Origin of the sequence: Pseudomonas sp. DWP2-2 (genome assembly GCF_049897065.1) — a bacterium.
Lineage (GTDB): Bacteria > Pseudomonadota > Gammaproteobacteria > Pseudomonadales > Pseudomonadaceae > Aquipseudomonas > Aquipseudomonas paracarnis.
Map to the genome: position 1 here is coordinate 1 of NZ_JAFCVN010000022.1, position 21673 is coordinate 21673.

17 protein-coding genes are annotated in these 21673 nt (G+C 61.1%); 15 read left to right on the plus strand and 2 right to left on the minus strand.

Translation table 11 applies throughout. From position 1 onward, the window contains the following. Nucleotides 1–286: 286 nt before the first annotated feature. Nucleotides 287–916 carry a LysE family translocator gene (locus ACP7CZ_RS26770; RefSeq protein ID WP_054898221.1) on the minus strand — a complete coding sequence of 210 codons (630 nt, stop codon included), beginning with the start codon at nt 914–916 and terminating at the stop codon, nt 287–289. Nucleotides 917–1084: 168 nt separating this feature from the next. On the opposite strand from ACP7CZ_RS26770, the gene ACP7CZ_RS26775 reads away from it, so the two are divergent. The 15 genes from ACP7CZ_RS26775 to ACP7CZ_RS26845 all read left to right on the plus strand — a co-directional run bounded on the left by ACP7CZ_RS26775 (nt 1085) and on the right by ACP7CZ_RS26845 (nt 20891). Next, nucleotides 1085–1600 (plus strand): sigma-70 family RNA polymerase sigma factor, encoded by a 516-nt coding sequence (locus tag ACP7CZ_RS26775; RefSeq protein ID WP_034125829.1) that lies wholly within the window; start codon nt 1085–1087, stop codon nt 1598–1600. Further along, on the plus strand, nt 1587–2537 hold the full coding sequence (locus tag ACP7CZ_RS26780) for a FecR domain-containing protein (protein WP_054898220.1): 951 nt from the start codon (nt 1587–1589) through the stop codon (nt 2535–2537). Before ACP7CZ_RS26775 ends, ACP7CZ_RS26780 begins: the two co-directional genes overlap by 14 nt. A gap of 104 nt (nt 2538–2641) precedes the next feature. Beyond that, entirely contained in the window at nt 2642–5131 is a 2490-nt protein-coding gene (locus ACP7CZ_RS26785) for a TonB-dependent siderophore receptor (protein WP_294165632.1), read from the plus strand. A 405-nt stretch (nt 5132–5536) separates the two neighbouring features. Next, a complete protein-coding gene (locus ACP7CZ_RS26790) occupies nt 5537–6976 on the plus strand; it encodes an undecaprenyl-phosphate glucose phosphotransferase (RefSeq protein WP_054898218.1) in 1440 nt (479 codons plus the stop codon). After that, the gene (locus ACP7CZ_RS26795; protein ID WP_054898217.1) at nt 6976–8433 is read left to right on the plus strand and encodes a mannose-1-phosphate guanylyltransferase/mannose-6-phosphate isomerase; all 1458 of its coding nucleotides are present in this window, start codon (nt 6976–6978) and stop codon (nt 8431–8433) included. The genes ACP7CZ_RS26790 and ACP7CZ_RS26795 overlap by 1 nt, the downstream gene beginning before the upstream one ends. A gap of 1 nt (nt 8434) precedes the next feature. Further along, nucleotides 8435–9346: a glycosyltransferase family 2 protein gene (locus ACP7CZ_RS26800; protein WP_054898216.1), complete on the plus strand. Its 912-nt coding sequence runs from the start codon at nt 8435–8437 to the stop codon at nt 9344–9346. A 29-nt stretch (nt 9347–9375) separates the two neighbouring features. Beyond that, complete coding sequence (locus ACP7CZ_RS26805) at nt 9376–10152, plus strand: polysaccharide biosynthesis/export family protein (protein ID WP_034125835.1); 777 nt, start codon at nt 9376–9378, stop codon at nt 10150–10152. A 14-nt stretch (nt 10153–10166) separates the two neighbouring features. After that, entirely contained in the window at nt 10167–12158 is a 1992-nt protein-coding gene (locus ACP7CZ_RS26810; protein ID WP_294165626.1) for a GumC family protein, read from the plus strand. Continuing rightward, nucleotides 12158–13348, plus strand: coding sequence for a glycosyltransferase (locus ACP7CZ_RS26815; RefSeq protein WP_054898214.1), 1191 nt, complete (start codon nt 12158–12160; stop codon nt 13346–13348). Before ACP7CZ_RS26810 ends, ACP7CZ_RS26815 begins: the two co-directional genes overlap by 1 nt. Next, nucleotides 13338–14666, plus strand: coding sequence for a cellulase family glycosylhydrolase (locus ACP7CZ_RS26820; RefSeq protein WP_034125838.1), 1329 nt, complete (start codon nt 13338–13340; stop codon nt 14664–14666). Before ACP7CZ_RS26815 ends, ACP7CZ_RS26820 begins: the two co-directional genes overlap by 11 nt. A gap of 8 nt (nt 14667–14674) precedes the next feature. Further along, complete coding sequence (locus ACP7CZ_RS26825) at nt 14675–15892, plus strand: glycosyltransferase family 4 protein (RefSeq protein ID WP_034125839.1); 1218 nt, start codon at nt 14675–14677, stop codon at nt 15890–15892. After that, nucleotides 15883–16986 (plus strand): glycosyltransferase family 4 protein, encoded by a 1104-nt coding sequence (locus tag ACP7CZ_RS26830; protein ID WP_054898212.1) that lies wholly within the window; start codon nt 15883–15885, stop codon nt 16984–16986. Before ACP7CZ_RS26825 ends, ACP7CZ_RS26830 begins: the two co-directional genes overlap by 10 nt. Next, entirely contained in the window at nt 16983–18416 is a 1434-nt protein-coding gene (locus ACP7CZ_RS26835; protein ID WP_294165623.1) for an O-antigen ligase family protein, read from the plus strand. Before ACP7CZ_RS26830 ends, ACP7CZ_RS26835 begins: the two co-directional genes overlap by 4 nt. Continuing rightward, nucleotides 18416–19825: a lipid II flippase MurJ gene (locus tag ACP7CZ_RS26840; RefSeq protein ID WP_054898210.1), complete on the plus strand. Its 1410-nt coding sequence runs from the start codon at nt 18416–18418 to the stop codon at nt 19823–19825. Before ACP7CZ_RS26835 ends, ACP7CZ_RS26840 begins: the two co-directional genes overlap by 1 nt. A gap of 22 nt (nt 19826–19847) precedes the next feature. Continuing rightward, nucleotides 19848–20891: an acyltransferase family protein gene (locus ACP7CZ_RS26845; protein ID WP_054898209.1), complete on the plus strand. Its 1044-nt coding sequence runs from the start codon at nt 19848–19850 to the stop codon at nt 20889–20891. Between the two features lie 72 nt (nt 20892–20963). Here the strand turns inward: ACP7CZ_RS26845 and ACP7CZ_RS26850 are convergent, their stop codons facing one another. Beyond that, entirely contained in the window at nt 20964–21539 is a 576-nt protein-coding gene (locus ACP7CZ_RS26850; RefSeq protein WP_294165705.1) for a DUF4174 domain-containing protein, read from the minus strand. Between the last annotated feature and the right edge of the window lie 134 nt (nt 21540–21673).

A 21673-nucleotide genomic window follows, 5' to 3' on the forward strand; every position in this document is an offset into this window, starting at 1 on the left:
GATTCAAGCCTGTGTTCGGGCACACCGAGCCTAAGCGAGGTGCCGAGTGGTGGGGCAAGAGCGTTTTGCTTACTTTTGCGCTTTTCAAAAGTGAGCCGCTGTAAAAGCGGAACCCTAAGCGGCCGTTACCGCAGGAATGGATATGTACTCGGTATAACTGCGTCGGCTGGCAGGCCGTCTTCGCAGGCAAGCCAGCTCCCACATTTGGATTATGGGGTGTCAGGTAGATGAGCATCGGCTGTCGGGCACCCGCCACAAAGAAACTTGCTTGGCTTCCCGCGTGTGTTCAGGCAGGACGTGACATCACCGCCAAGCGCACGGCCAACGCCGTCAGCACCGCTGCCAAGCCCCACTTCTGCAGCCAGGCGCTTTTGGTGCGTTTGGCGAAGAAACGACTGAGCGCCCCGCCAAACACGCCCAACAGCACATGAAACACACTGGCGATCAACGTCAACACACCGCCCAGCACCATCAATTGCAAGGCGATGGGCCCCGCCTCGGGCCGCACAAACTGTGGCAGGAACACCATGAAAAACAACAACGCCTTGGGGTTGAGCAAACTGTTGAGCATGGCCTGCAGAAACACTCGGCCCAACGCCACGCGGCCGACGTGAGCGGTGTCCAGGCCGGGGCGTTTCTGCAAGGTTTTGAAGGCCAGCCACAGCAGGTAGATCACGCCCGCATAACGGATCAGGTCGAACGCTGGCGGCCAGCTGGCGACCAACGCCGTCACCCCCATGGCGGTCAACGCTGTCAGCAACAGGTCGGCCACGCCAATGCCCAGGGCCGAAGCAACGCCGCCGCGCCAGCCATGGGTGACGCCCTGACTGATGACAAATGCCATGTTCGGCCCCGGTGACAGCAACAACAGCAACACAGCGCCGGAAAAAACACCGAGTGTGACAAGGCTGATCATGGTTGAACCGTCCGCTGGAAAAAAAACAGATTAATCGGCGCTTGCAGGCCCTACAAAAAATTGTGCTGGATACATTGCTCACGCAGCGAACCGAGTGATTGCTGAATGCCACGACCAACGTCTAGAATGCGAAACATTATCAATTAAGCCTGCTGCGCCAGGATGACCATGTCGAGCGATCACCCACTGGACCCTGCTGCCATCGGCCAGCTATACCAAGCCCACCATTCATGGCTGCGAGGCTGGTTGAGCCGGCGCACGGGCTGCCATGAGCGCGCCGCTGACCTCGCGCAGGACACCTTCGTGCGCCTGCTCAACGCGCGTCAGCAACAGACTTTGCAGCAGCCGCGCGCGTATCTGAGCAGCATCGCGCGCAGCTTGATGATCGACCAATACCGGCGCCGCGAACTGGAACGCGCCTACCTGGAAAGCCTGGCGCACTTCCCGCAAGTAGAGGTGCCGAGCGAAGAAACAAAGCGGCTGATCCTCGACAGCCTGGAGCGTATTGACCGTTTGCTCGACCAGCTCAAGCCGAGGGTGCGCGAGGCTTTCCTGTTGGCCCAATTGGACGGCCTGACCTGCCCGCAGATCGCCTTGCGCCTGGGCGTGTCCAAGGCCACGGTGGAACGCGACCTGTCCAAGGCGCTGCACGCCTGTTACCGGTTGCGCTATGCCGACTCCTGACTCGCACCTGGTCGACCAGGCCATCCAATGGATGATCAAGCTGCGCTACAACACCGCCGACGACGCCAGCACCGCGGCCTTTGACCAGTGGCTGCACACCAGCGAGGCGCATCAACAGGCCTGGCAACGGGTCGCCACCCTGAATGACGATTTCAACCACTTGCCGGCGCATGTCAGTCGCCATGCACTCGACGGCGCACGCCAGCACATCAGCCGTCGTGAAAGCCTGAAACTGCTCGGGCTGTTTGCCGGCGCCGCAGGTTTAGCCTGGCTGGGCCGCGACTACACGCCCCTGCCCGCCTTGATGGCGGACTACCGCACCGCCACTGGCGAGCGGCGCTGGGTAACATTGGAGGATGGCAGCAAAGTCCAGCTCAACAGCGCCAGTGCCGTCGACATTACCTCCAGCGCCGAACAACGGCTGGTGAACCTGCGCCAGGGTGAAATATTGATCAATACCGGCGCCGACCACCGCCCGCTGTGGGTGCATACCCGCGACGGTTACCTGCGCGCCGTCGGCACGCGCTTGCTGGTGCGCGAAGAACTCCAAGGTACTCTGCTGGCCGTGCAACAGGGTGCGGTAGCGGTGTTTGCCGATCGCCATGACGGCGCCGCACGCCAGGTGATCAAGCCAGGCGAACAGGTGATGTTCAACCGTAGCGGCATTCGCCCTTCCCCCAACAACGGCCTGGACCCCTGGGCCTGGAGTGACGGCGTGATCAGCGCCCACAACATGCGCCTGGACGACTTCCTGGCCGAGCTGGGCCGCTATCGCAGTGGGTTGGTGCGTTGCAGCGAAGCCGTGGCAGGGCTGCGGGTGTCGGGCACTTACCAACTGGAGGACACCGACCAAGTGCTCAAGTTGGTCACTCAATCGCTGGCGATCGATGTGACCTACCGCAGCCGCTACTGGGTAACCGTCTCCGCTCGGGTGTGACCGGCCGAAAATAAATGAGGTGAATTCTCATTGCCATTCGACCTGTAAGGAAGGGCCGATCAACAGGCCGGTTTGTCCACTTCCTTCAGGAGCATCCCGCGGTCATGCAAGCGTTCCCCTCCAAACGTTCTCTTCTCAAACACACGGTGCAGGCCGCCCTCCTTGGCGCCTGCCTGGGCGGCGGCGTCTTGCCGCTCGCCGTGATGGCCGACTCCGCTAGCGCTGATACCCAGGTTCGCGCATGGGCGATCGCCCCCGGCTCCCTTACCTCGGCACTGGATCAATTTGCCCGTCAGGCCGGCATCAGCTTGTCCTACGATGCCACCAGCGTTGCCGGTAAAACCAGCACAGGCCTGAGCGGCAACTTCGATCGAGAACAGGCCTTGGGCCAGTTACTGCGCGGCCAGGGCCTGCAAGCCCAGCGCCAAGGCAAGGATATCTGGCTGCTGTTGCCACAAATGGCCGACACCGGTGCCCTGAACCTGAGCGCGACCACGGTGACCGGCCAACGCCTGGGGGCCCTGACCGAAGGCACCGGTTCTTACACTACCGGCGCGGTCACCATCGGCAAAGGCCAACACAGCCTGCGGGAAACGCCACAGTCAGTGAGTGTGATGACCCGCCAATTGATGGACGATCAGAATGTCACCACCATTGACGATGTGATGGAACGTACACCAGGGATCACCACCTACGAGTCGCCCATGGGCGGCAAGTATTTCTATTCCCGTGGATTCAAGATGCTCGGCCAGTACCAGTACGACGGCGTACCGCTGGACATGGGCAAGGACTATGTGCAGGCGGACAGTTTCAGCGCCAACATGGCGATCTATGATCGCGTGGAAGTACTCAAAGGCGCAGCCGGCATGCTCAAGGGGGCCGGCACGGCCAGCGGTGCGGTGAACTTCGTGCGCAAGCGGCCACAGGCCACCCCGACCTCAAGCCTGATGCTGTCCGCCGGCACCTGGGACAACTACCGCGCCGACGTCGATACCGGTGGCCCGCTCAATGACAGCGGCACCGTGCGCGGCCGCGCGGCGTTCAGCCAACAGGATCGCGGCTCCTACATGGACATTTCCAAGCGCCAGGACCAAGCCTTCTATACCGCACTGGACGTCGACCTGAGCCCCGACACAACCCTGGGCGTGGGAGCCAGCTACGAAGACGTCGACGCCAGCCCCTGTTGGGGTGGCTTGCCGCGCTATAGCGATGGCAAGAGCGCCAGGTTAAGCCGTTCCACCTGCCTGGGCCAATCCTGGAACGACTGGCAAAGCCGACGCACGACGTTCTTCGCTGACCTCACCCATCACTTCAATGACGACTGGCAAATCAAAGTCGCCGCTGTGCACAGCCGCAACCTGCAAGACACCAAGTACGCCGCCAGCGAAGGTACCATCGCCTATGGCGCCCCAACCCCCACCGCCAACTCCTACGCAGCATTGATGGACTATGAGCACAAGGACTTCGGCCTGGACGCTTACATCGATGGCAAGTTCCAAGCCTTTGGCCTGGAACACGAACTGATCCTTGGGGCCAACGGCAGCCGAGGCACCCAGGATGACGTATTCGCGATCCAGAACCTGCCCACGCGCCAGAGCATTTATCAGCCCGACCACCACTTCCCCGAACCAGCCAATGACACCTTCTGGCCAAACATGTACCGCGGTGGCACGGTCAAGGAAACCGCTACCCAGTATGGTACTTACGCCACCTTGCGCCTGCGCCTGGCCGAGCCCTTGATGTTCATCGTGGGCAGCCGTGTGAGCTGGTACGAAAACCGTCGGCAGTCCAACACCCTGGGTTGGGGCGAGTGGAGTGTGCAAGATGCGCGCACCAAGGAATCCGGTGAAGTCACGCCGTTTGCCGCTCTGATCTACGACCTCGACGAACACCTTTCCCTGTACGCCAGCTACGCCGATATCTTCCAGCCGCAGAGCTCTTATGCCACCGCCGACGGCGCGGCACTCAAGCCCAAGATGGGGGACAACTACGAGCTGGGTATCAAGGGCGAATGGTTCGACGGGCGTCTCAACAGTTCCATAGCGTTGTTCCGGGCCACAGAGAAAAACGGCGCCGAGACTGACTTCCTGAGTTTCTGCCCAACTTCGTCCGATGGCTACTGCTATACCGACACTGCCAAGGTCCGCGCCCAGGGCGTCGAAGCCGAAGTCAGCGGCCAGTTGCTCGAACGTCTGCAAGTCTCGGGGGGCTACACCTACACTCAGACCAAATCGCTTAAAAACATTGATACCGCTATCGAAGGAGGCGCGTCCAACACCTATGTACCCCGCCACATGTTGCGCATGTGGGGCGATTACCAGCTGGATGGCGCGCTGTCCAAATGGAGCGTGGGTACGGGGGTCAATGCCCAGAGCGGCAACTATCGCATGCAGCAGGGCCTCAAGCTCGAACAGGCCGGCTATACGGTTTGGGATGCACGATTGGCCTACCGCGTAGATGACACCTGGACCGTCGCCCTTAACGCCAAGAACCTCTTCGACAAAAACTATTACCAAACCGTGGGCACAGCCTCATGGGGCAATTTTTATGGCGAACCGCGTAATTTCACGGTCAGTCTGAAAGGCACCTTTTAACCCGCTCAATCCTCTGGAGGGCAGGCGCCTGGTGCGTTGCGCCCTCTTTTCCTACGCCTCCCCGGGGCCCGTCAAAAAAGTGTTTCCTGACAAACAGGAAAATTCACACTTTTGTTCCTACACTCAAAATCACACCCCGAGACCGGGTCCTCTTGCACAAGGAATGTCAACAAAATGACACAAGAAGGAACATTTAAAGTGTCTATGATATCATCGCTGAAACAAGGTCAAATTATTGACTGAAAGAGAAAAGGAAGTCCTCCTGTAGTAGCCACTGCCCTTGCAAAATTCTTTCATTTGGAGCTATCCATTCGAAGGAAGGGATGCGTTTTACCCAGCGTAGTCCGCTGCCGTCTGGTTCAGACGACCGAATAGAACGCCTGGTGTGCAATGAGGGATGTTTGTATGCGAGAGAAGTCGTCAGTTGTCAGCTTGTTTTTGACCCGAGCAGGGTTTGTCGAGTTTTTTGTGGTTTTCGTCAAGCTGGTCCACGGTCTGACGGCCATTTTCCCACCGCTGGTCCTGGCGCTTTTCCTCGACCCGATGGCCCCTGAAATGCGTTCGCACTTTCTGGGCTTGCTGCTGTTTTTTGCGGTATTGACCATCATTCTGTTCCAGGCCCTGGGCATTTATTCCGAGGAACTGTTCAGTAATCGCTTGCGCCTGCGCACCAATATCGTGGCCTGGTCCTCCGCATTCTGCATCCTGTTGTTCATGTACCAGATCCTGCAGGTATTTCCGCAATTGAACCCGCGCAACCTGGTGGTGTGGTATATCGCCAGCTTGACGATGTTCTGTGCCGAACGCCTGGTGATGCTACGCCTGTACCGCAAACTCATGCGCAAGGGCAAATACCTGCAACGCACAGTGATCCTGGGTTTCACTGACACCGCCGTGCATGTCGCCGACCACTTGCAACGCAACGGCGACATTCGCTCCGGGCTTATCGGCTTTATTGACGACCGCACCGAGCGTATTCCCAAGGAACTGAGCAGCCTGCCGCTGTTGGGCAATACCCGCGACCTGGAAAAACTGATCCGCGCCGAACAGGTCAACCAAGTGATGATCTGCCTGCCCTGGGCTGCCGAGCAACGTATTCACGGCTTGGTCAATCGCCTGCGGCAAATGTCGGTGAACGTGATGCTGGTGCCCGACATGGCTGCCCTGCGCTACGGCCATAGCCGGATCACAGACGTGGGCGGCATCCTGATGTTCAATACCTCGCAGTTGCCGCTGCGCGGTTGGTCGCCGTTTATCAAGCGTTGCGAAGACCTGCTCCTGGCGAGCATCACCCTGGTGCTGGTGTCACCGGTGATGCTGGTCACGGCCATTGCGATCAAGCTCGACTCCAAGGGCCCGGTGCTGTTTCGCCAGAACCGCTACGGCTATAACGACAACGAAATTCGCGTGTTCAAGTTCCGCTCGATGTACACCGACCAGAGCGACTTTACCGCCGAACGCCAGACCACTCGTGAAGACCCGCGCATTACCCGGGTTGGCCGCATCATCCGCAAGACCAGCATCGATGAGCTGCCGCAGTTGTTCAACGTACTGCAGGGCAACATGTCGATGGTCGGCCCGCGCCCTCATGCCACCGCCACCAAAGCCGCCGGTATTCCGTTCGAAGTGGCTGTGAGCGAATACAGCTCGCGCCACCGGGTCAAGCCCGGCATCACCGGTTGGGCGCAGATCAACGGCTACCGGGGTGAAACCGACACCCTGTTCAAAATCCAGAAACGCGTCGAATACGACCTGGAGTACATCTCCAAATGGTCCGTGTGGTTCGATTTGTACATCGTCTTCATGACGGTCCCAGCCGTCCTTTCCACCAAGGAAGTCTATTGATGAATACACTCAACGGATTAATCCCCTGCATTATTTCCGGTGGGTCAGGCACGCGGCTGTGGCCGGTGTCCCGGCAGAACATGCCCAAGCCATTCATGCGTATGCGTGACGGCCAGAGTCTGCTGCAGAAAACCTTTCAACGTGCCGCGCGCCTGCCCGGCGTGGAAAGTGTGCTGACCGTCACTAATCGCGACTTGCTGTTTCGCACCCTGGATGACTACCGCGGAGTCAACCAGGCCAGGCTGCCTCTGGACCTGTTGCTGGAGCCGTTCGGTCGCAATACCGCAGCGGCCATTGCGGTGGCGGCACTGCACGTGCAGGAGCATTTCGGTGGCGACGCCCAGTTGTTGGTGATGCCAGCCGACCATCTGGTGCTGAATGAAACCGCGTTCGCCGACGCCGTGACCCAGGCACGCGAGTTGGCCGAAGCCGGCTACCTGGTGACCTTCGGCATTCAACCCGATCACCCGGAAACAGGCTTCGGCTACATCGAAAAAGGTGACGCCCTGAGCCTGGGTAACCGGGTCAAGCGTTTCGTCGAAAAACCCGACCTGGCCACGGCCCAAGCCTATCTCGACGGCGGCAAGCACTTGTGGAATGCCGGCATGTTCTGCTTCAAGGCCAGTACTCTGGTGGACGAGCTGGCGACCCATGCTCCCGACGTACTGGGGGCCGCTCGTGCAGCCCTCGAGCAGAGCCAGCACCTGCAAAACAGCACCTCGCGCCAGCGTGAACTGGGCAGCGAGGCCTTCGGCACCGCGCCAGACCTTTCCATCGACGTGGCGTTGATGGAGAAGTCCACGCAAGTGGCCGTGGTGCCGTGCGACATCGGCTGGAGCGACATCGGTTCCTGGGAAGCCCTGCGCCAGCTCACGCCCAGCGATGCCCAGGGCAACCAGGTCAATGGCGAAGCCATCTTGCATGACGTGCACAACTGCTATATCGACTCGCCCAAACGCGTACTCGGTGCCGTCGGCGTGCGAGACCTGATCATCGTCGATACCCCCGATGCCCTGCTGATCGCCGACGCCAACCGCAGCCAGGACGTGCGCTACATCGTCGCCGAACTCAAGCGCCAGAACCATCCGGCGTTCAGCCTGCACCGCACCGTCACACGGCCGTGGGGAACCTACACCGTGCTGGAGGAAAGCAGCCGGTTCAAGATCAAGCGCATCGTGGTCAAGCCCCAGGCATCGCTGTCGCTGCAAATGCATCACCACCGCAGCGAACACTGGGTAGTGGTCAGCGGTGCCGCGCAGATCACCAATGGCGAGCGCGAATTTTTGATCAACGCCAACGAATCGACCTACATCCCGGCTGGGCACAAGCACCGCTTGACCAACCCCGGCATCATCGACCTGGTGATGATCGAAGTGCAGAGCGGTGAATACCTGGGCGAGGACGACATCGTACGCTTCGATGACATCTATGGGCGCGCGCCCGCAGAGAAGAAATGACATGCGCACCTCGCTGATCATTCCAACCCGCAACGCGTCCAGTCATTTGACGCGACTGCTGCCCGCGCTGCAGATGCAGACTCTGCAACCGGACGAGATGCTGGTAGTCGACAGCGCGTCCAGCGATGACACCGTGGCGCGCTTTCGCGAATTTGGCGCGCGGGTCGAGGTTATCGACGCTCGCGACTTCAACCACGGTGGCACACGGCGCTGGGCCAGTGAACACACGAGCGGTGACGCACTGATCGTGATGACTCAGGACGCAATCCCGGCTGACCCAGAGACCTTCGCCAACCTGCTCGAAGAATTGCAACAAGACCCACTCAACGGCGTGGCCTACGGCCGGCAATTGCCGCACCCTGGCGCTGGCGTGCTGGGAGCCCAGTCACGCCACTTCAATTACCCGGCTCAGAGCCGCACCAAGAGCCTTGCCGACGCTGCGCAGTTGGGGATTAAAACCTGCTTCAGCTCCGACTCGTTTTCAGTCTACCGGCGCAGCGCCCTGCAGGCCGTGGGTGGCTTCCCCGCCGATGTGATCGGCAGTGAGGATGCCTACGTCGCGGCGCGCATGCTGCTTGATGGCTACAAGGTGCGCTACGCCGCCACGGCGCGGGTGTACCACTCCCACGATTACCGACTCATGGATGAGTTTCACCGCTACTTCGACATTGGCGTGTTCTACGGTCGCGAGCCGTGGATTCGCCAAGCCTTTGGCGATGCCGGCGGTGAAGGTAAACGCTATGTACAGGCTGAACTCGCAGCGTTGCGCGCAGCCGGTGCATTGCACCGCGTACCCGAAGTACTGGTGCGCAGCGCGTTCAAATTGCTCGGCTATCGGCTGGGCCATCTGGAACGCCGCCTACCCCTCGCCCTAAAGCGGCGCATCAGCATGTTTCCCGGTTATTGGAGGTGAGCATCATGACCTACAGGAAGTCCCCCTTGATGAAAAGAACTATGCTCGTCCTGGCCATGATGGCACTGGCCGCCTGCAATACCCCTGCACGTATCGTCCCCCCCGACGGCAAGACGGTCGAGGACGGCAAGCGCGCTCTCGACCAGCTTGCGCAGCTGCCGCCGGCGGTAGAGCGTATCCGCATCGGCGATCAGTTGCGCATTGTGCGCGATGCCGGTGAGATGCCAACGCTGTCGGCGTTCAACGTCAGCACCATCTATGAGCTGACGCTGTACACCGTGCAAACCGATGGCAAGATCAACTACCCGTTCCTGGGCCCGATCCAGGTAGCCCGTCGCACGCCAGCCGAGGTGGCGAACGAGCTGAGCAACAAGCTTGCGCCGGTGTATCGCGAGCCACGGGTGACGGTGAACATCAACCAGGCACCGGGCAACTCGATCATCGTCGGCGGTGCGGTAAACAACCCGACCACGGTGCCGATCGCCTCGGCCAACACCCTGGAACAAGCCATCGTCGGCGCCGGCGGGGTGAACCCGGCGGGCAACGCCAGCATGGTCGCACTGTTGCGCGAAGATACCCAAGGCACCTACCGCGCTTACTTCCTGGACTTCAGCCAATACCTCAAGACCGGCCCCAACGGGCGTAAACAAGTGCCGCTGCAGCGGGGAGATGTGGTGTTCGTGCCCAAATCCAACGTGGGCGAGCGCATCCAGGGCGTAGATACCTACTTGAACCAGTTGATCCCATTCACCAAGTCGATCGGGGTTGGCTACAACTACACCCGAACCAGCGGCGGCAGTAACTAAAGGAGCGACATCCCATGATCGAGATCCGTTCTTTTCGCGATCTTCTGCGCTTGTTCTTCATCTTCCGGCACGAGTTCAAGCTGGCGGCCATCGCGGCGCTGGTGATCATTCTGCTGGGGGCCTTTTTACTACCAGCCAAATACGAGTCCACCGCACGCTTGCTGGTCAAGCCGGGGCGCGATTCGACGCTGCCCATTGAGATCAGCAACCGTCAGGCGCTGGTCATGCCGAGCACTCAACGCGACCCGATTGTCGATGAGGAACGCCTGCTGACCGGTCGCCCTATCGTGCGGGCGGTGGCCGAGCATTACCTGGAAGTCATCGACAAAATGCCGCCACCGGAAGGCCTCTGGAAGCGCACCAAGTACTACGTCAAAAGTGGTATCGGCGCAGTGTTCGACGGTGTGCGCGTGGTGCTGGAAACCGTGGGCATCATTGAACAGACCACACCCGTGGAGCGCCTGGCCGCCAGCCTGGAGAAAAACTTCGACGTCAGCCACGCGGCCGGTTCCACCGTCATGGACATCAGCTTCAAGTGGAGCGACCCGGAAATCGCCCAGGCGGTGGTCAAAAGCTGGGTCGAGACCTACATCAACGAACGCACCCAGGCCCTGGGACGCAAGAGCCTGTATGCCTTCTATGAAGGCCAGGTAGCCAACAGCGCTACCGAAATCAAGAGCTACAAGGAGCAGATTCTTGCCCACTTGAACCAGATCGGCGCGGCAAGCATCACCGATCGCCTGGAGGATTTGTCCGAGCGCATCAACGTGCTGCGTGGCGAAACCTTCAATACCACGCGCTTGATTGCCTCGTCCGACAGCGCCCTGGAGAGCACCCGCACTCAGCTCAAGACCCAACCCAAGGAAGTGACCACGGTACGCCAGATTGCGCTGAACCCGCAGCAGCAGGACTTGCGTCGCCTGCTCAACCAGAAGTTGCTGGAAAAGGCCGACATGATGCGCACCTACACCGACAATGCGCCGCCGGTCAAAGCCCTGGATGCGTCGATCCGCGCCATGCAGGCCCAGGTCGCGAATGAAAGCAACACCGTGCAAAGCTCGGAAAACCGTGCGCCGAACACCCTGGAGATCCACTTGCAGCGCGTGCTGCTCGATGAGTCCAGCAACAACTCGGCACTGCGTACACAACTGGTGCAACAGCAGAAACAACTGGTGAACCTCGAGGCGCAACGCAAGGAAGCCCTGGAGATTGAACCGGAGCTGGCGCGCCTGTCCCGTGAACTGAGTGCCACCGAGCGTAACTATGCGCTGTATGTCGATAACCTGGAAAAATCGCGCATCGACCGTGAGCTGGATAACAGCCAGATCAGCAATATCGCGGTGATCGAGGAGGCCACCCTGAACCCTGGCCGAATCTTCCCTAAAACCCTGTTGATGCTGTTGTTGGCGATCCCGTTTTCCATCGTGGTCGGCTTGCTGGTGATCTACCTGTGCTACCTGCTCGACCAGCGCATCCATGACGGTGGCTTGGTGGAACGCAAGTTCGGCCTGCCGCTGTGGACCACCCTGCCAGAACTGGATACCAGTACCGCACAAGGCACCAACGCATTCAACGCGAGCATCTACCGGCTCTACGGTCTGCTGCAGTTGGACCGTATCACTGAACGCGGCCTGACCCTCGGGTTGACCTCCGCGCGCCATGGTGAAGGGGTGACGTTCGTAGTGGAACAGTTGCGCCAGTTGCTTCAGGAAAACGGCATTACTGTGCGTGTCGGCGGTGCGGCCCCGGCGGTGCCGGGCGAAGTGGTACTGCTGGATGCCTCGGCGCTGCTGGACAACCGCGATGCCTTCGTCAATCTGCGTCGCGCCGACCTGATCGCCCTGGTGGTGGAGGCGCAGAAAAGCACGGTCCCGGTGGTGGAGCATGCGCTGTCGATCCTCAATACCGCATTCGGCAAAGTGGACGGCATCATCATCAACCGGCGTAAATTCGAAGTGCCGGCCAAGGTGCTGCAGACCATCGCCAAATATCGGGGGGCGTTCTGATGCGCATCGCCCTGCTCGCGCCTTTGCCGCCGGAAAAAAATGGGATCGCCGACTACGCGAACCATTTCAAGACGGCACTGGAGCAGCTGGGCGTGACGGTGGCGACACCGTTGAGCGGCGTCGAGGGCACCAGCATCGCGATCAAACAGGCCATCGGTGCATTCGACTGGCAGAGCGTGGACCTGGTCCACGCCGAGCTGGGCGGCGGCCGGCTGGGGGAGTTCCTGGCGTTGCGCGAGTTGCGCAAGGCCTATCCCAACCTGCCGCTGACGGCCACCGTGCATGACCCCGAGCGCATGGTATGGCGGCGCGAGCAACTGCCCTTCCCGCTCAATCTGTTGGAGCGCTTGCCCAGCCCGTTGCCGCAAGCGGCGGTGGTGCTGGCAGACCCGCTGACCCTGCGTGAAGAGCGGCAGGTGGCCCGCGGCCTCACAAGACTGATCACCCTCACCCGCCTGGGCGCCGATTGCCTCAGCCAACGCATGCAATTGCCCGCAGGCAAAGTGGCGGTGATCAACCATGCCAACCTGGCGATTGCGGCGGTGGCGCTGCCGCCCCTGGATACGCTGCACCTGCTGTATTTCGGCTTTATCTACCGGGGCAAAGGCATTGAAGACCTGTTACAGGCCCTGGCCGCAGTTTTCCAGCAAGCCCCCCAATTGCGTGACCGTGTGCGCCTGACCCTGGCCGGTGGCACTGCCGCCGAAATGGCGTTTGGGGCGGGCGGCAATTACCTTGAACAATTGAACCGCCAGATAGCCGACCTTGGCCTGTCTGGCTCCATCGACTGGCGGCTGAACCTGCCGGCCAGCGAGATTGCGCAGACGATACAGGCGCACCACGTGATGGTGCTGCCGTATCGCGAATCGAAAAAACTCGGCCTGCTGGGTCGCCAGCGCGGCACCAGCGGCGCGTTGTCCTGGGCCGCCGCGTGCGGGCGCGGGGCGATTACTTCGGATGCACGGGCATTTGCCGAAGAGGTTGCCAGCGGGAACGGCGCAATCTATCCCCAAGGCGACGTCGCCGCGTTGAGCGCGCAACTACTGCGCCTGGCGCAGACCCCGACGCTGGCCAGGGACTGGGCCGAACGCGCCGCGCACATTGGCGGCCAACGCCTGTGGCCACTGACCGCACGGCAGTTCAAGCAGCTTTTTGAGCAAGCGATTGCGGGGGCCCCTTATGGTGCGTAAACGTACGTACTTGGCCACGCTTGCACTGGTGGCGGTCATGGGCGTTACCGTCTTTATCTGGGGGCGCCCGGCCGATGCCGAGAGCCATGTGCTCAAGGGCAACAAGGTGCTGGTGTGGAAGGATTTCCTGGGAGTGAACGCGCAGTTCCTGTGGTTCAGCCCCCAGCGTTACCAGATGCAGATCGACCGTCTCAAGGACCTGGGCTTGCAGTGGGTACGCCTGGACCTGCATTGGGATCGGTTGGAGCCGGTGGCTGATCAGTACCAGGTGGCCACGCTGGACGAACTGGTGGCCAAGTTGCAGGACAACCAGCTCAAGTCGGTCTTCTACCTGGTGGGTTCGGCGCCCTTCATCACCACCGCGCCCGTGGGTGCGCCGTATCAGGACCAGTACCCGCCCAAGGACCCGAATGTGTTCGCGATCCGCATGGCGCTGTTGGCCCAACGTTATCCCAGCGTTGATGCCTGGCAGGTGTGGAATGAACCGAATCTGCTCGGCTTCTGGCGCCCCGTGGCCGACCCGGCCGGCTACGCCGCCCTGCTGAAAAGCAGCGCAGCGGCCCTGCGTGCGGTCAACCCGAATAAACCAGTGGTGGCGGCTGGCCTGGCGTTTTTCAGCGAGATGCCCAACGGCCAGACCATGCTCGACGCCTTCGATGCCCTCGGCGTGCCCAGCCTGAACACCGTGATGTCCTATCACCCTTACACCCAGTTGCCCGAAGGAAACGACCCCGCCAACCTGGACTTCGTCGCCAAGACAACTGCGCTCAACCAAAAACTGCGCAGCAATGGCGTCAAGACGCTGTGGAGCACCGAATGGGGCTGGTCAGCGTACACGGGGCCCAAGGAAGTCCAGGACATCATTACCCTGCAAGGCCAGGCCGACTATGTGCTCCGCCGCCTGGCCCTGATGAGCGCGATGGATTTCGACAAGATCTTCCTGTTCACCTTGAGCGACCTCGACCAGCGCGCCAGCGTGCGCGACCGTGCCTACGGCTTGCTCGACCTCGATGCCAAGCCAAAACCGGTCTATACCGCACTGAAGCATTTTCTCGACGTCAGCGGACCGCAATTGACGCCTGGCGACCCACCCGCCGCCGATCAATTGCCCGAGGGCCTGTTCAGCATCGGATGGACCCGCGCCGATGGTCGCAAGCTGTGGTTCTTCTGGTCGGCAAAAGGCGGTAATGCGCACCTGCCGGACCTCGCCAACGCCACCCTGTATGACCCGCTGCGCGGCACGCAAACCCCAGTGAGCGGCACCAACGGCTTGACCGTTGCGGTCAAGCCGAACCTGCAAATTCTGTTATGGGATTGAAACCCGTCATGCGCATTTTATGGATCCTGCCCTACTCACCCTGGCCCGCCACCAGCGGCGGCAAGACGCGTCAGTTCCACCTGCTGCGCAGCCTGGCGGCCCGGGGGCATCGGATCACCTTGCTCCTGCATGACAAACACCCGGTATCGCTGACCGATCGCCAGGTACTGGAAGCCTTTCTCGAGCAATTGATCATCTTGCCCCGCCGCCCACTGCGCAGCGTGAAGACCCTGGTGGCCGGACTCTTTGCACCCTACCCCTTGCTGGCCAGCGTGAATGGGCTGTCGGGGGCGTTGCAGGACCGATTCAACCAACTGCTCAATGAGCACTGGGATGTGGTGCAAATAGAACACAGCTACAGCTTCCAGCCGTATGAAGACGCCCTGGTGCGCAAGTCCCAGCCCTTCGTGCTCACCGAACACAACGTGGAATCGGCCCTGGGCGCGGCCACCTATGACCGCCTGCCGAGCTGGGCGCTGCCGTTCATTCGCTACGATCAATGGCGCTATATGCGCTGGGAACGCCGGGTAATGCGCCAGGCTACCCAGGTGGTAGCAGTAACCGACAGCGATGCACAGGTGATGCAAGGCATCGCCGGCAAACCGGTGTCGGTGGTGGTCAATGGCGTGGACTGCGACCACTTTGCCGCTGCACACCCAGATCCATCGACACGCCGTGTACTGTTTCTCGGGAACTATGAGTACGCGCCCAATGTGGACGCGATCGAGTGGGCCCTGGATGAAATCCTGCCCAAAGTCTGGGAGCACTGCCCGGATGCGCGCATGAGCGTGTGCGGTTTCGGCATGCCCGACGGCTGGCGCGAGCGCTGGCAGGACCCCCGCATTGAGTGGCAAGGCTTCGTGCCGAACCTGCTGAGCCTGCAATCGAGTTGTTCAGTGTTCCTGGCACCGTTGCGCCATGGCGGCGGCTCCAAGCTCAAAGTGCTGGAAGCGCTGGCGGCCGGCCTGCCCCTGGCCAGCACCGAGCAGGGCGTGTCGGGCCTGGACCTGGTCGACGGCTTGGACTACCTCGCAGGGCAAACCGCCGCTGACCTGGCGAATGCTGTAGTACGCCTGCTGCAATTCCCCGCGGCCGCAGCGCCCATGGGCGAAGCCGGGCGCGCCTATGTGCGGCGCGCCCATGACTGGAGCGTGGCCGCCAGCCAATTGGAGCAGGTGTACGCCAGCCTGTCGCCGCTCACTCAAAAGGAGCCTGTATGCGTGTAGGCCTGGATTACCGCACCGTCGGCACCTCGCCGCAATCGGGTATCAGCCGCCAGGTGTATGCCCTGGAAAGCGCCTTGCGTGCCTTGCCGGGTATCGAATTGGAACGGTTTACCGTGGCCCCGCTGGGCGACCAGACACGCTTGCAGGCCCACTGCCCGACCTGGGGTTGCGCGAAGACGGCGATGCATCAGCCACAGAATCGCCTGCGTTTCGAAGCCGGCTTTTTACCCCGGGCCCTGCGCGAACAACAGATTGACCTGTACATCAGCACCTTCAATATGGGCTTGCCATTACCACCCAAGCCCAAGGGGCTGCGCACTGTGGTACTGCTGCACGACCTGTTCCAGATCACTTTGGACAACTACCACGCCAATCGCCTCAAGGCCCTGGTCTACAAGACCAGCGACCGGCTGTCGATTGCCTATGCGGTGCGCAGCGCCGACCGCGTGTGGACACCCTCGCAATACAGTGCCGATGAAACCGTACGCCTGTTTCCCCAGGCGGCGGGCAAGGTGCGTGTGCTGCCCAATCAGGTGGATGGGTTCAATGAGCCGGCAGCAGACCTGTCCGATCTCCACTTACCCGAAGCCTTCTGGCTACTGGTGGGTACTCGCGAGTTGCGCAAGAACGTACCCTTTCTGGTGAAGGCCTGGCAGCAGGCGCGGCAGCAATCACCCGCTGTACCGGAATTGATGCTGGTGGGCAGCCTTGAGCATTTGCCCGAAGCACTGCGCGGGCTACCGGGAATTCGCGCACTCAGTGGTGTCACCGATGCCCAACTGCAGGCGTTGTACCGCCAGGCGTCCCGTGTGTGGCAGCCCTCCTACGCGGAAGGGTTTGGTTTACCGGTGATTGAAGCGCTGAGCGTCGGCACACCTGTGGCCGTGGCCAGCGGTACCTCGCTGGATGAAATCACCCCGCCGTCGGCGCCGCGGTTTTCCCCGACCGATGGTCCGGCGTTGGTGCAACTGATGCTGAGCCTGGGCGAGCGCAGCGACGAGTCTTCTGCAGAACAACGCAAGCAATGGGCCGAACGCTACAACCCAAACGCCTATCGTCGGCGCCTGGCCGAACTGATCGAGGAACTGAAATGAGACTCTCCCTGGCAAGCCTCGTCGCCATCCTCTTCGGCGTGCTGTTTGGTGCAGCCGCCCTGGCGCTGTCACCGGCCAAGGCCTTTCTCGCTGTGATGGGTGTTGCGGCAGCCGTGACCATCCTGCGCTTTCCCTTCTGGGGCTTGTTGCTGTTTGCCCTGGTCGCGACCTTCATGCCCTACTCCACCCTCAACCTGGGCATCCGCAGCACGGTAAGCGAAGCCATCCTGGCGCTGACCTGGGGCGCCGTGCTGTGGCACAGCTTCCTGTCACGCCTGCCCGATGCACCGCGCCTGGCACGCCGGCCCACCGACCAGATGCTGCTGTGGCTGATGCTGTTCAGCGTGTTCCCGTTTATCGTTGGCCAGATGAGCATCCACGCCGAAAGCAGCGGCGTAGCCAACTGGCTGCGCTGGTTGTTGAACCTGTCTGGGGTGTTCCTGGCCGCCAAGCTGCTGGTGGACTATAAACGCCGCGAAAGCCTGGTGATCGCCTTACTGCTGGGCACTCTGGCGATGCTGGTGATGTCGATCGCCGTGTTCGTGCGCACGCGCTCCGGGGCAGGGATTGCGCCGATTCTCGCCCTTCTCAACTACGGCAACTTCGACATGTTGAAATTCGGCCTGGAAGCCATGTCGTCGCGTATGGGTTCACCGTGGATGCACCCGAACGCCATCGGCGGGATCATGGCGCTGTTGCTGCCCCTGGCGTTCTGTTACGGCATGACCGAACAAGGCTTCAAACGTGCGCTGGGCCTTGGCGTGGCGTGCCTGGGAGCGGCGGCGTTGCTGTTGGCCAGCAGCCGTGGCGCGATGGTCAGCCTGGCGCTGGTACTGATGTGGATGGCCACCCGTCGCGTGCCTTACACCGGACGCTTGTTGATGATCGGCGCGGCGTTGACCGTGGCCTTGGTAATGGCCTATCCACCGCTGCAGGAACGCTTGGCGACGATCTTTTCGTCGAGCAACGCCAGCACCGAAGTTCGTTTTGATGAATACCGCATGTTCCCCCAGGCCATGGTGGCGTATCCGTTCGGCATTGGCTTCAAGGTTGACCCTCCGGTACCGGGCACACACTTGCTGGGGATCTCCAACCTGTGGCTGAACTTTATCTACAAGACCGGCATCGTCGGCATGCTGCTCTTTATAGCCGTTACGGTGCGTTGGTGGCGTGAAGCCAGGCCGGAAAAAGGCCCGATCCGCCTGACCAAGGACAATGCCCTGTGGCTGGGCAGCACGGCAGGAATTCTGTCGGCGCTGGTCAGTGGGTTATTTGACCACTACTTCAGTTTTGCCGTCGTGATGGTCGCGCTGTTCTGGCTGATGGTTGGGATCAATGTGCTGGAAGCACGGCGCTTGTTCCCAGCGCGCCTGCCACAGGTCAAGACTGTGGTTTTTCGCAAGCCGCTGCTTGATGGCGCACGCCCCTGATGCTCGGTTCTGCAGTATGGCTGACCCTGGCGACCCTGCTCGGCCTGTGCCTGGGGTTCGCACGCGAATGGTTACTGGTGGCGGCCTGGAGCGCGGGGGAGCGCAGTGATGCGTTCTTGATCGCGCTGTTCTTGCCCGAGGCGCTGCGAATGTCGCTGGCCGGTGGCGTGTTGAGCGCCGCCGCGTTGCCGCTCTACTTGCAGCGCAAGGACAGCGAGCGCCTCGATTGGCTGGCCGTGTTGTTCCCGGCATTGCTGTTGGTTGCCCTGCTGGTCAGTCTGCTGCTGATGCTGTCAGCCCCCTGGCTGGTGCAGGTACTGGGCCCAGGGCTGGCGACCAGTGCCACCGCCCTGGCCGCCAGCAATTTGCAGGTCGTGGCCTGGTGCGTGCCAGGCTTGATGCTGCATGCACTGTTCAGTATTCCCTTGCAGGCCAGCGAGCGTTTTGTGCTGGCAGGGCTTGGCTCGTTGTTGTTCAACCTGCCGCCGGTGGCCTATCTCGCGTTGGCCGGCACGGCCAGTCAACCCCATAGCCTCGCCTTGGCCTGTCTCGCCGGTAGCCTGTTGATGCCTTTGGCGTTGTTGCCGTCGATTTGGCGTCAGGGCTGGCGGCCGTGGCGCATGCAGCTGGCGGTTGCCCCCCTGCGGGAGTTGGGCCAGCGTATAGGCCCGCTGTTACTGAGCAACGGCGCCAGCCAGGGCTTGGCTTTGATAGAACGCCTGGTGGCGTCGCTGCTGGGGGAAGGCGCGGTGACCTGGGTCAACCTGGCCCGCAAGCTGATGAACCTGCCGCTGATTGCGCTGATGAGCCTCAACCAGGTGCTGCTGGGCATGATGAGCCGCCGCCAGGGCGATGAACGCCTGGCCCTGCTCAAGCGCGGCCTGGAAACCGCCAGTGTGCTGACGCTGCCGGCCGGCGTCGGCCTGGTGGCGGCGGCGCCCAGTCTGGTGGCGTTGCTGCTGCCCAAGCAATCGGTTGATTCGCCTCTGCCACTGTTACTGGCATGGTTTGCCGTGCCCTTGGTGTTTGGCGCATGGAACGCCCTGCTGGCGCGCTATGCGTATGCCGCGGGCGATACGCGCCAGCCGCTGCGTTGTGAATTATTGGGCAGCCTGGTCAACGTGCTGTTGCTCTGCGCACTGCCGTTTGCATTTGGCCTGGCCGGTATTCCGTTGGCGGCGTTGGCTGGGGTGATCTGCACCGCACTGCTGCTGATGCAGCGCCAGGGGCTGCTCACGGCACTGCCTTGGGCGCGGCACTGGCTGCTCGGCACGTTGATGCTGGGGCTGGCGGCGCTGGTGTTGTTTGGGTTGCAAGACGTATGGCTGCAATTGGGGTTGAGTACCCTGGCAGGTGCTTTGGTGTTGCTGGGCATGGGGCTGTGGCTTAGGCCGTGGCGCAAGGCGTGAATGATCGTTCGGGAAGACTTAGATGAAACATCGCTGGATTCAAATGGATATCGCCAAGGGCATTGGTATCCTGATTATTGTGTATGGTCACAGTTGGTTCGTCGCCACCTCGCTGGACTTGATGTACCCGATCCTGGCGTCGTTCGTGCTGCCGTTGTTCTTTTTCCTGTCAGGGGTGTTCTTCAGGCCCGAGCAACCGTTCGTGGAGATGGCGGTGCGCAAGGCCGATGGCCTGCTCAAGCCGTTTTTTTTCACCATGCTGCTGTACGTGATCGTACGTGACGTACTGCGGGGGCAACCGCTGCTGCCGGATATAGGCGGCGTGCTGTATGCCTCGGTGGACACTATCCCATGGCAAGCGCTGTGGTTCTTGCCGCACTTCTGGGTGGCGATTCTATTCAGCTGGCTGATGCTGCGGCTGATCCAGCGCTTGAAGCTGCCCCTGGTGGTCGCCTGCATGCTGATCGGCGTGCAACTGTTGCTAGGCATCTGGACGCTGCAATGGTTCTGGCAGATACCGGTGAGCGTCGGTGACCACACCTGGATGTTGCCCGGCCTGCCCTTCAGCCTCGACGTCACGCTGATCAGCAGCACCTACTTCATCTATGGCTACCTGCTGCGCGATTGGCTGCGCCGGCATGAAGGTTCGTTGCTGACCCTGTTGATCTCGGTGGTGCTGTTCGCCGCCGTGTTCATTTACAGCCACGACACCATGGACTTGGCCCAGCGACGCTACGACCACTGGCTGTGGACCAGCCTGCTGGCAGTGATCGGCGTGTACATTTGCTGGGCGCTGGCACGGGTGTTGATGGTGTCGGCGCTGCTCACCCGAGTGATGACCTATATCGGCCAGTCCACCCTGATTCTGTTGATCTTCCATGGCGAAATCCAGCACAAGACGTTTGACCTGATGGAGCGCCTGGGCCTGCATCCGTTCATGGCGGCATGTGTAGGTTTGGTGGTGGCACTGTTGGTGCCGTTGCTGATAGGGGAAGTGATCAAGCGGGTGGCGTTCTTGCGGTTTTTCTATTTTCCGTTTCCGGTGCGCAAAGCGCCTAAACCGTAAAAGCACTACAGGACTAATGAGGAAGCGGGCTTGCTTGCCACAACAAGCCAGCTCCCACATGGGCCATGTAGTTCAATCATCAAGTTGCTGAGGCGCCGACTTGCTGACGGGTTTGCCAGGTTTGGCCCCCTTGGCCGACGCAGCAGGTGCGGCAGGCTCAGGTTCTGCCACGGCAGCTGCTTCTTTTTCTGCCATCGGCATCTGGTCGATGGCGCTGAAGAATTCCTTCAGGTCGAGGCTGTCCGGCGGCACGGTTTTTTCGAGTTTCTTCTCGCCGTCCTTGCCGACCAGAATCACTTTGGTGCCGCTGCCGACGCCGAGCTTGAGGGCACGGATCAGTGCGTTGGTTTCAGGCGGCGTGAGCTTTTTGCTGTCTTTGGGATCCTTGGCGAACTTCTCCCCTTCGGCACCAATGCTGCCGAACTTCACGGTGTAGAACACCATGCTGCGCTCTTCGAAGGCCTGTTTGGTGGCAGCCTCTTCCAGTTGTTTCTTCAGCGTTGCCAGTGTCGGGTTTCCAGCATCAAGCTCCACGACCACCAGGGGGCGCGTCTTGCCCAATTCCTGCTTGAGCGGATTATCATCAGCGGCCAACAACGGCCCCGTAAAAGCCATCAAGGTAGCCAGGGTCAGCGACCGGATGAGCATGCGCACCTCCTTTGAATTCCATGCAGGGTTCTTGAGTTTCATGTCTGCGACAGCCAAATTCAAGGATGATTCCTACACCACTTTGAGAAGCGTAGGTCAGGAAGCCCGCTACGCAAGGGCTTGGACAGTGGCCT

Excerpts from the sequence above, each read along its gene's own strand:
- ACP7CZ_RS26790 (WP_054898218.1), top strand. The coding sequence starts at position 5,537 with ATGCGAGAGAAGTCGTCAGTTGTCAGCTTGTTTTTGACCCGAGCAGGG.
- ACP7CZ_RS26815 (WP_054898214.1), top strand. The coding sequence starts at position 12,158 with ATGCGCATCGCCCTGCTCGCGCCTTTGCCGCCGGAAAAAAATGGGATC.
- ACP7CZ_RS26810 (WP_294165626.1), top strand. The coding sequence starts at position 10,167 with ATGATCGAGATCCGTTCTTTTCGCGATCTTCTGCGCTTGTTCTTCATC.
- ACP7CZ_RS26800 (WP_054898216.1), top strand. The coding sequence starts at position 8,435 with ATGCGCACCTCGCTGATCATTCCAACCCGCAACGCGTCCAGTCATTTG.
- ACP7CZ_RS26775 (WP_034125829.1), top strand. The coding sequence starts at position 1,085 with ATGTCGAGCGATCACCCACTGGACCCTGCTGCCATCGGCCAGCTATAC.
- ACP7CZ_RS26845 (WP_054898209.1), top strand. The coding sequence starts at position 19,848 with ATGAAACATCGCTGGATTCAAATGGATATCGCCAAGGGCATTGGTATC.
- ACP7CZ_RS26835 (WP_294165623.1), top strand. The coding sequence starts at position 16,983 with ATGAGACTCTCCCTGGCAAGCCTCGTCGCCATCCTCTTCGGCGTGCTG.
- ACP7CZ_RS26770 (WP_054898221.1), bottom strand. The coding sequence starts at position 916 with ATGATCAGCCTTGTCACACTCGGTGTTTTTTCCGGCGCTGTGTTGCTG.
- ACP7CZ_RS26795 (WP_054898217.1), top strand. The coding sequence starts at position 6,976 with ATGAATACACTCAACGGATTAATCCCCTGCATTATTTCCGGTGGGTCA.
- ACP7CZ_RS26780 (WP_054898220.1), top strand. The coding sequence starts at position 1,587 with ATGCCGACTCCTGACTCGCACCTGGTCGACCAGGCCATCCAATGGATG.
- ACP7CZ_RS26850 (WP_294165705.1), bottom strand. The coding sequence starts at position 21,539 with ATGCTCATCCGGTCGCTGACCCTGGCTACCTTGATGGCTTTTACGGGG.
- ACP7CZ_RS26840 (WP_054898210.1), top strand. The coding sequence starts at position 18,416 with ATGCTCGGTTCTGCAGTATGGCTGACCCTGGCGACCCTGCTCGGCCTG.
- ACP7CZ_RS26830 (WP_054898212.1), top strand. The coding sequence starts at position 15,883 with ATGCGTGTAGGCCTGGATTACCGCACCGTCGGCACCTCGCCGCAATCG.
- ACP7CZ_RS26805 (WP_034125835.1), top strand. The coding sequence starts at position 9,376 with ATGAAAAGAACTATGCTCGTCCTGGCCATGATGGCACTGGCCGCCTGC.
- ACP7CZ_RS26820 (WP_034125838.1), top strand. The coding sequence starts at position 13,338 with ATGGTGCGTAAACGTACGTACTTGGCCACGCTTGCACTGGTGGCGGTC.
- ACP7CZ_RS26785 (WP_294165632.1), top strand. The coding sequence starts at position 2,642 with ATGCAAGCGTTCCCCTCCAAACGTTCTCTTCTCAAACACACGGTGCAG.
- ACP7CZ_RS26825 (WP_034125839.1), top strand. The coding sequence starts at position 14,675 with ATGCGCATTTTATGGATCCTGCCCTACTCACCCTGGCCCGCCACCAGC.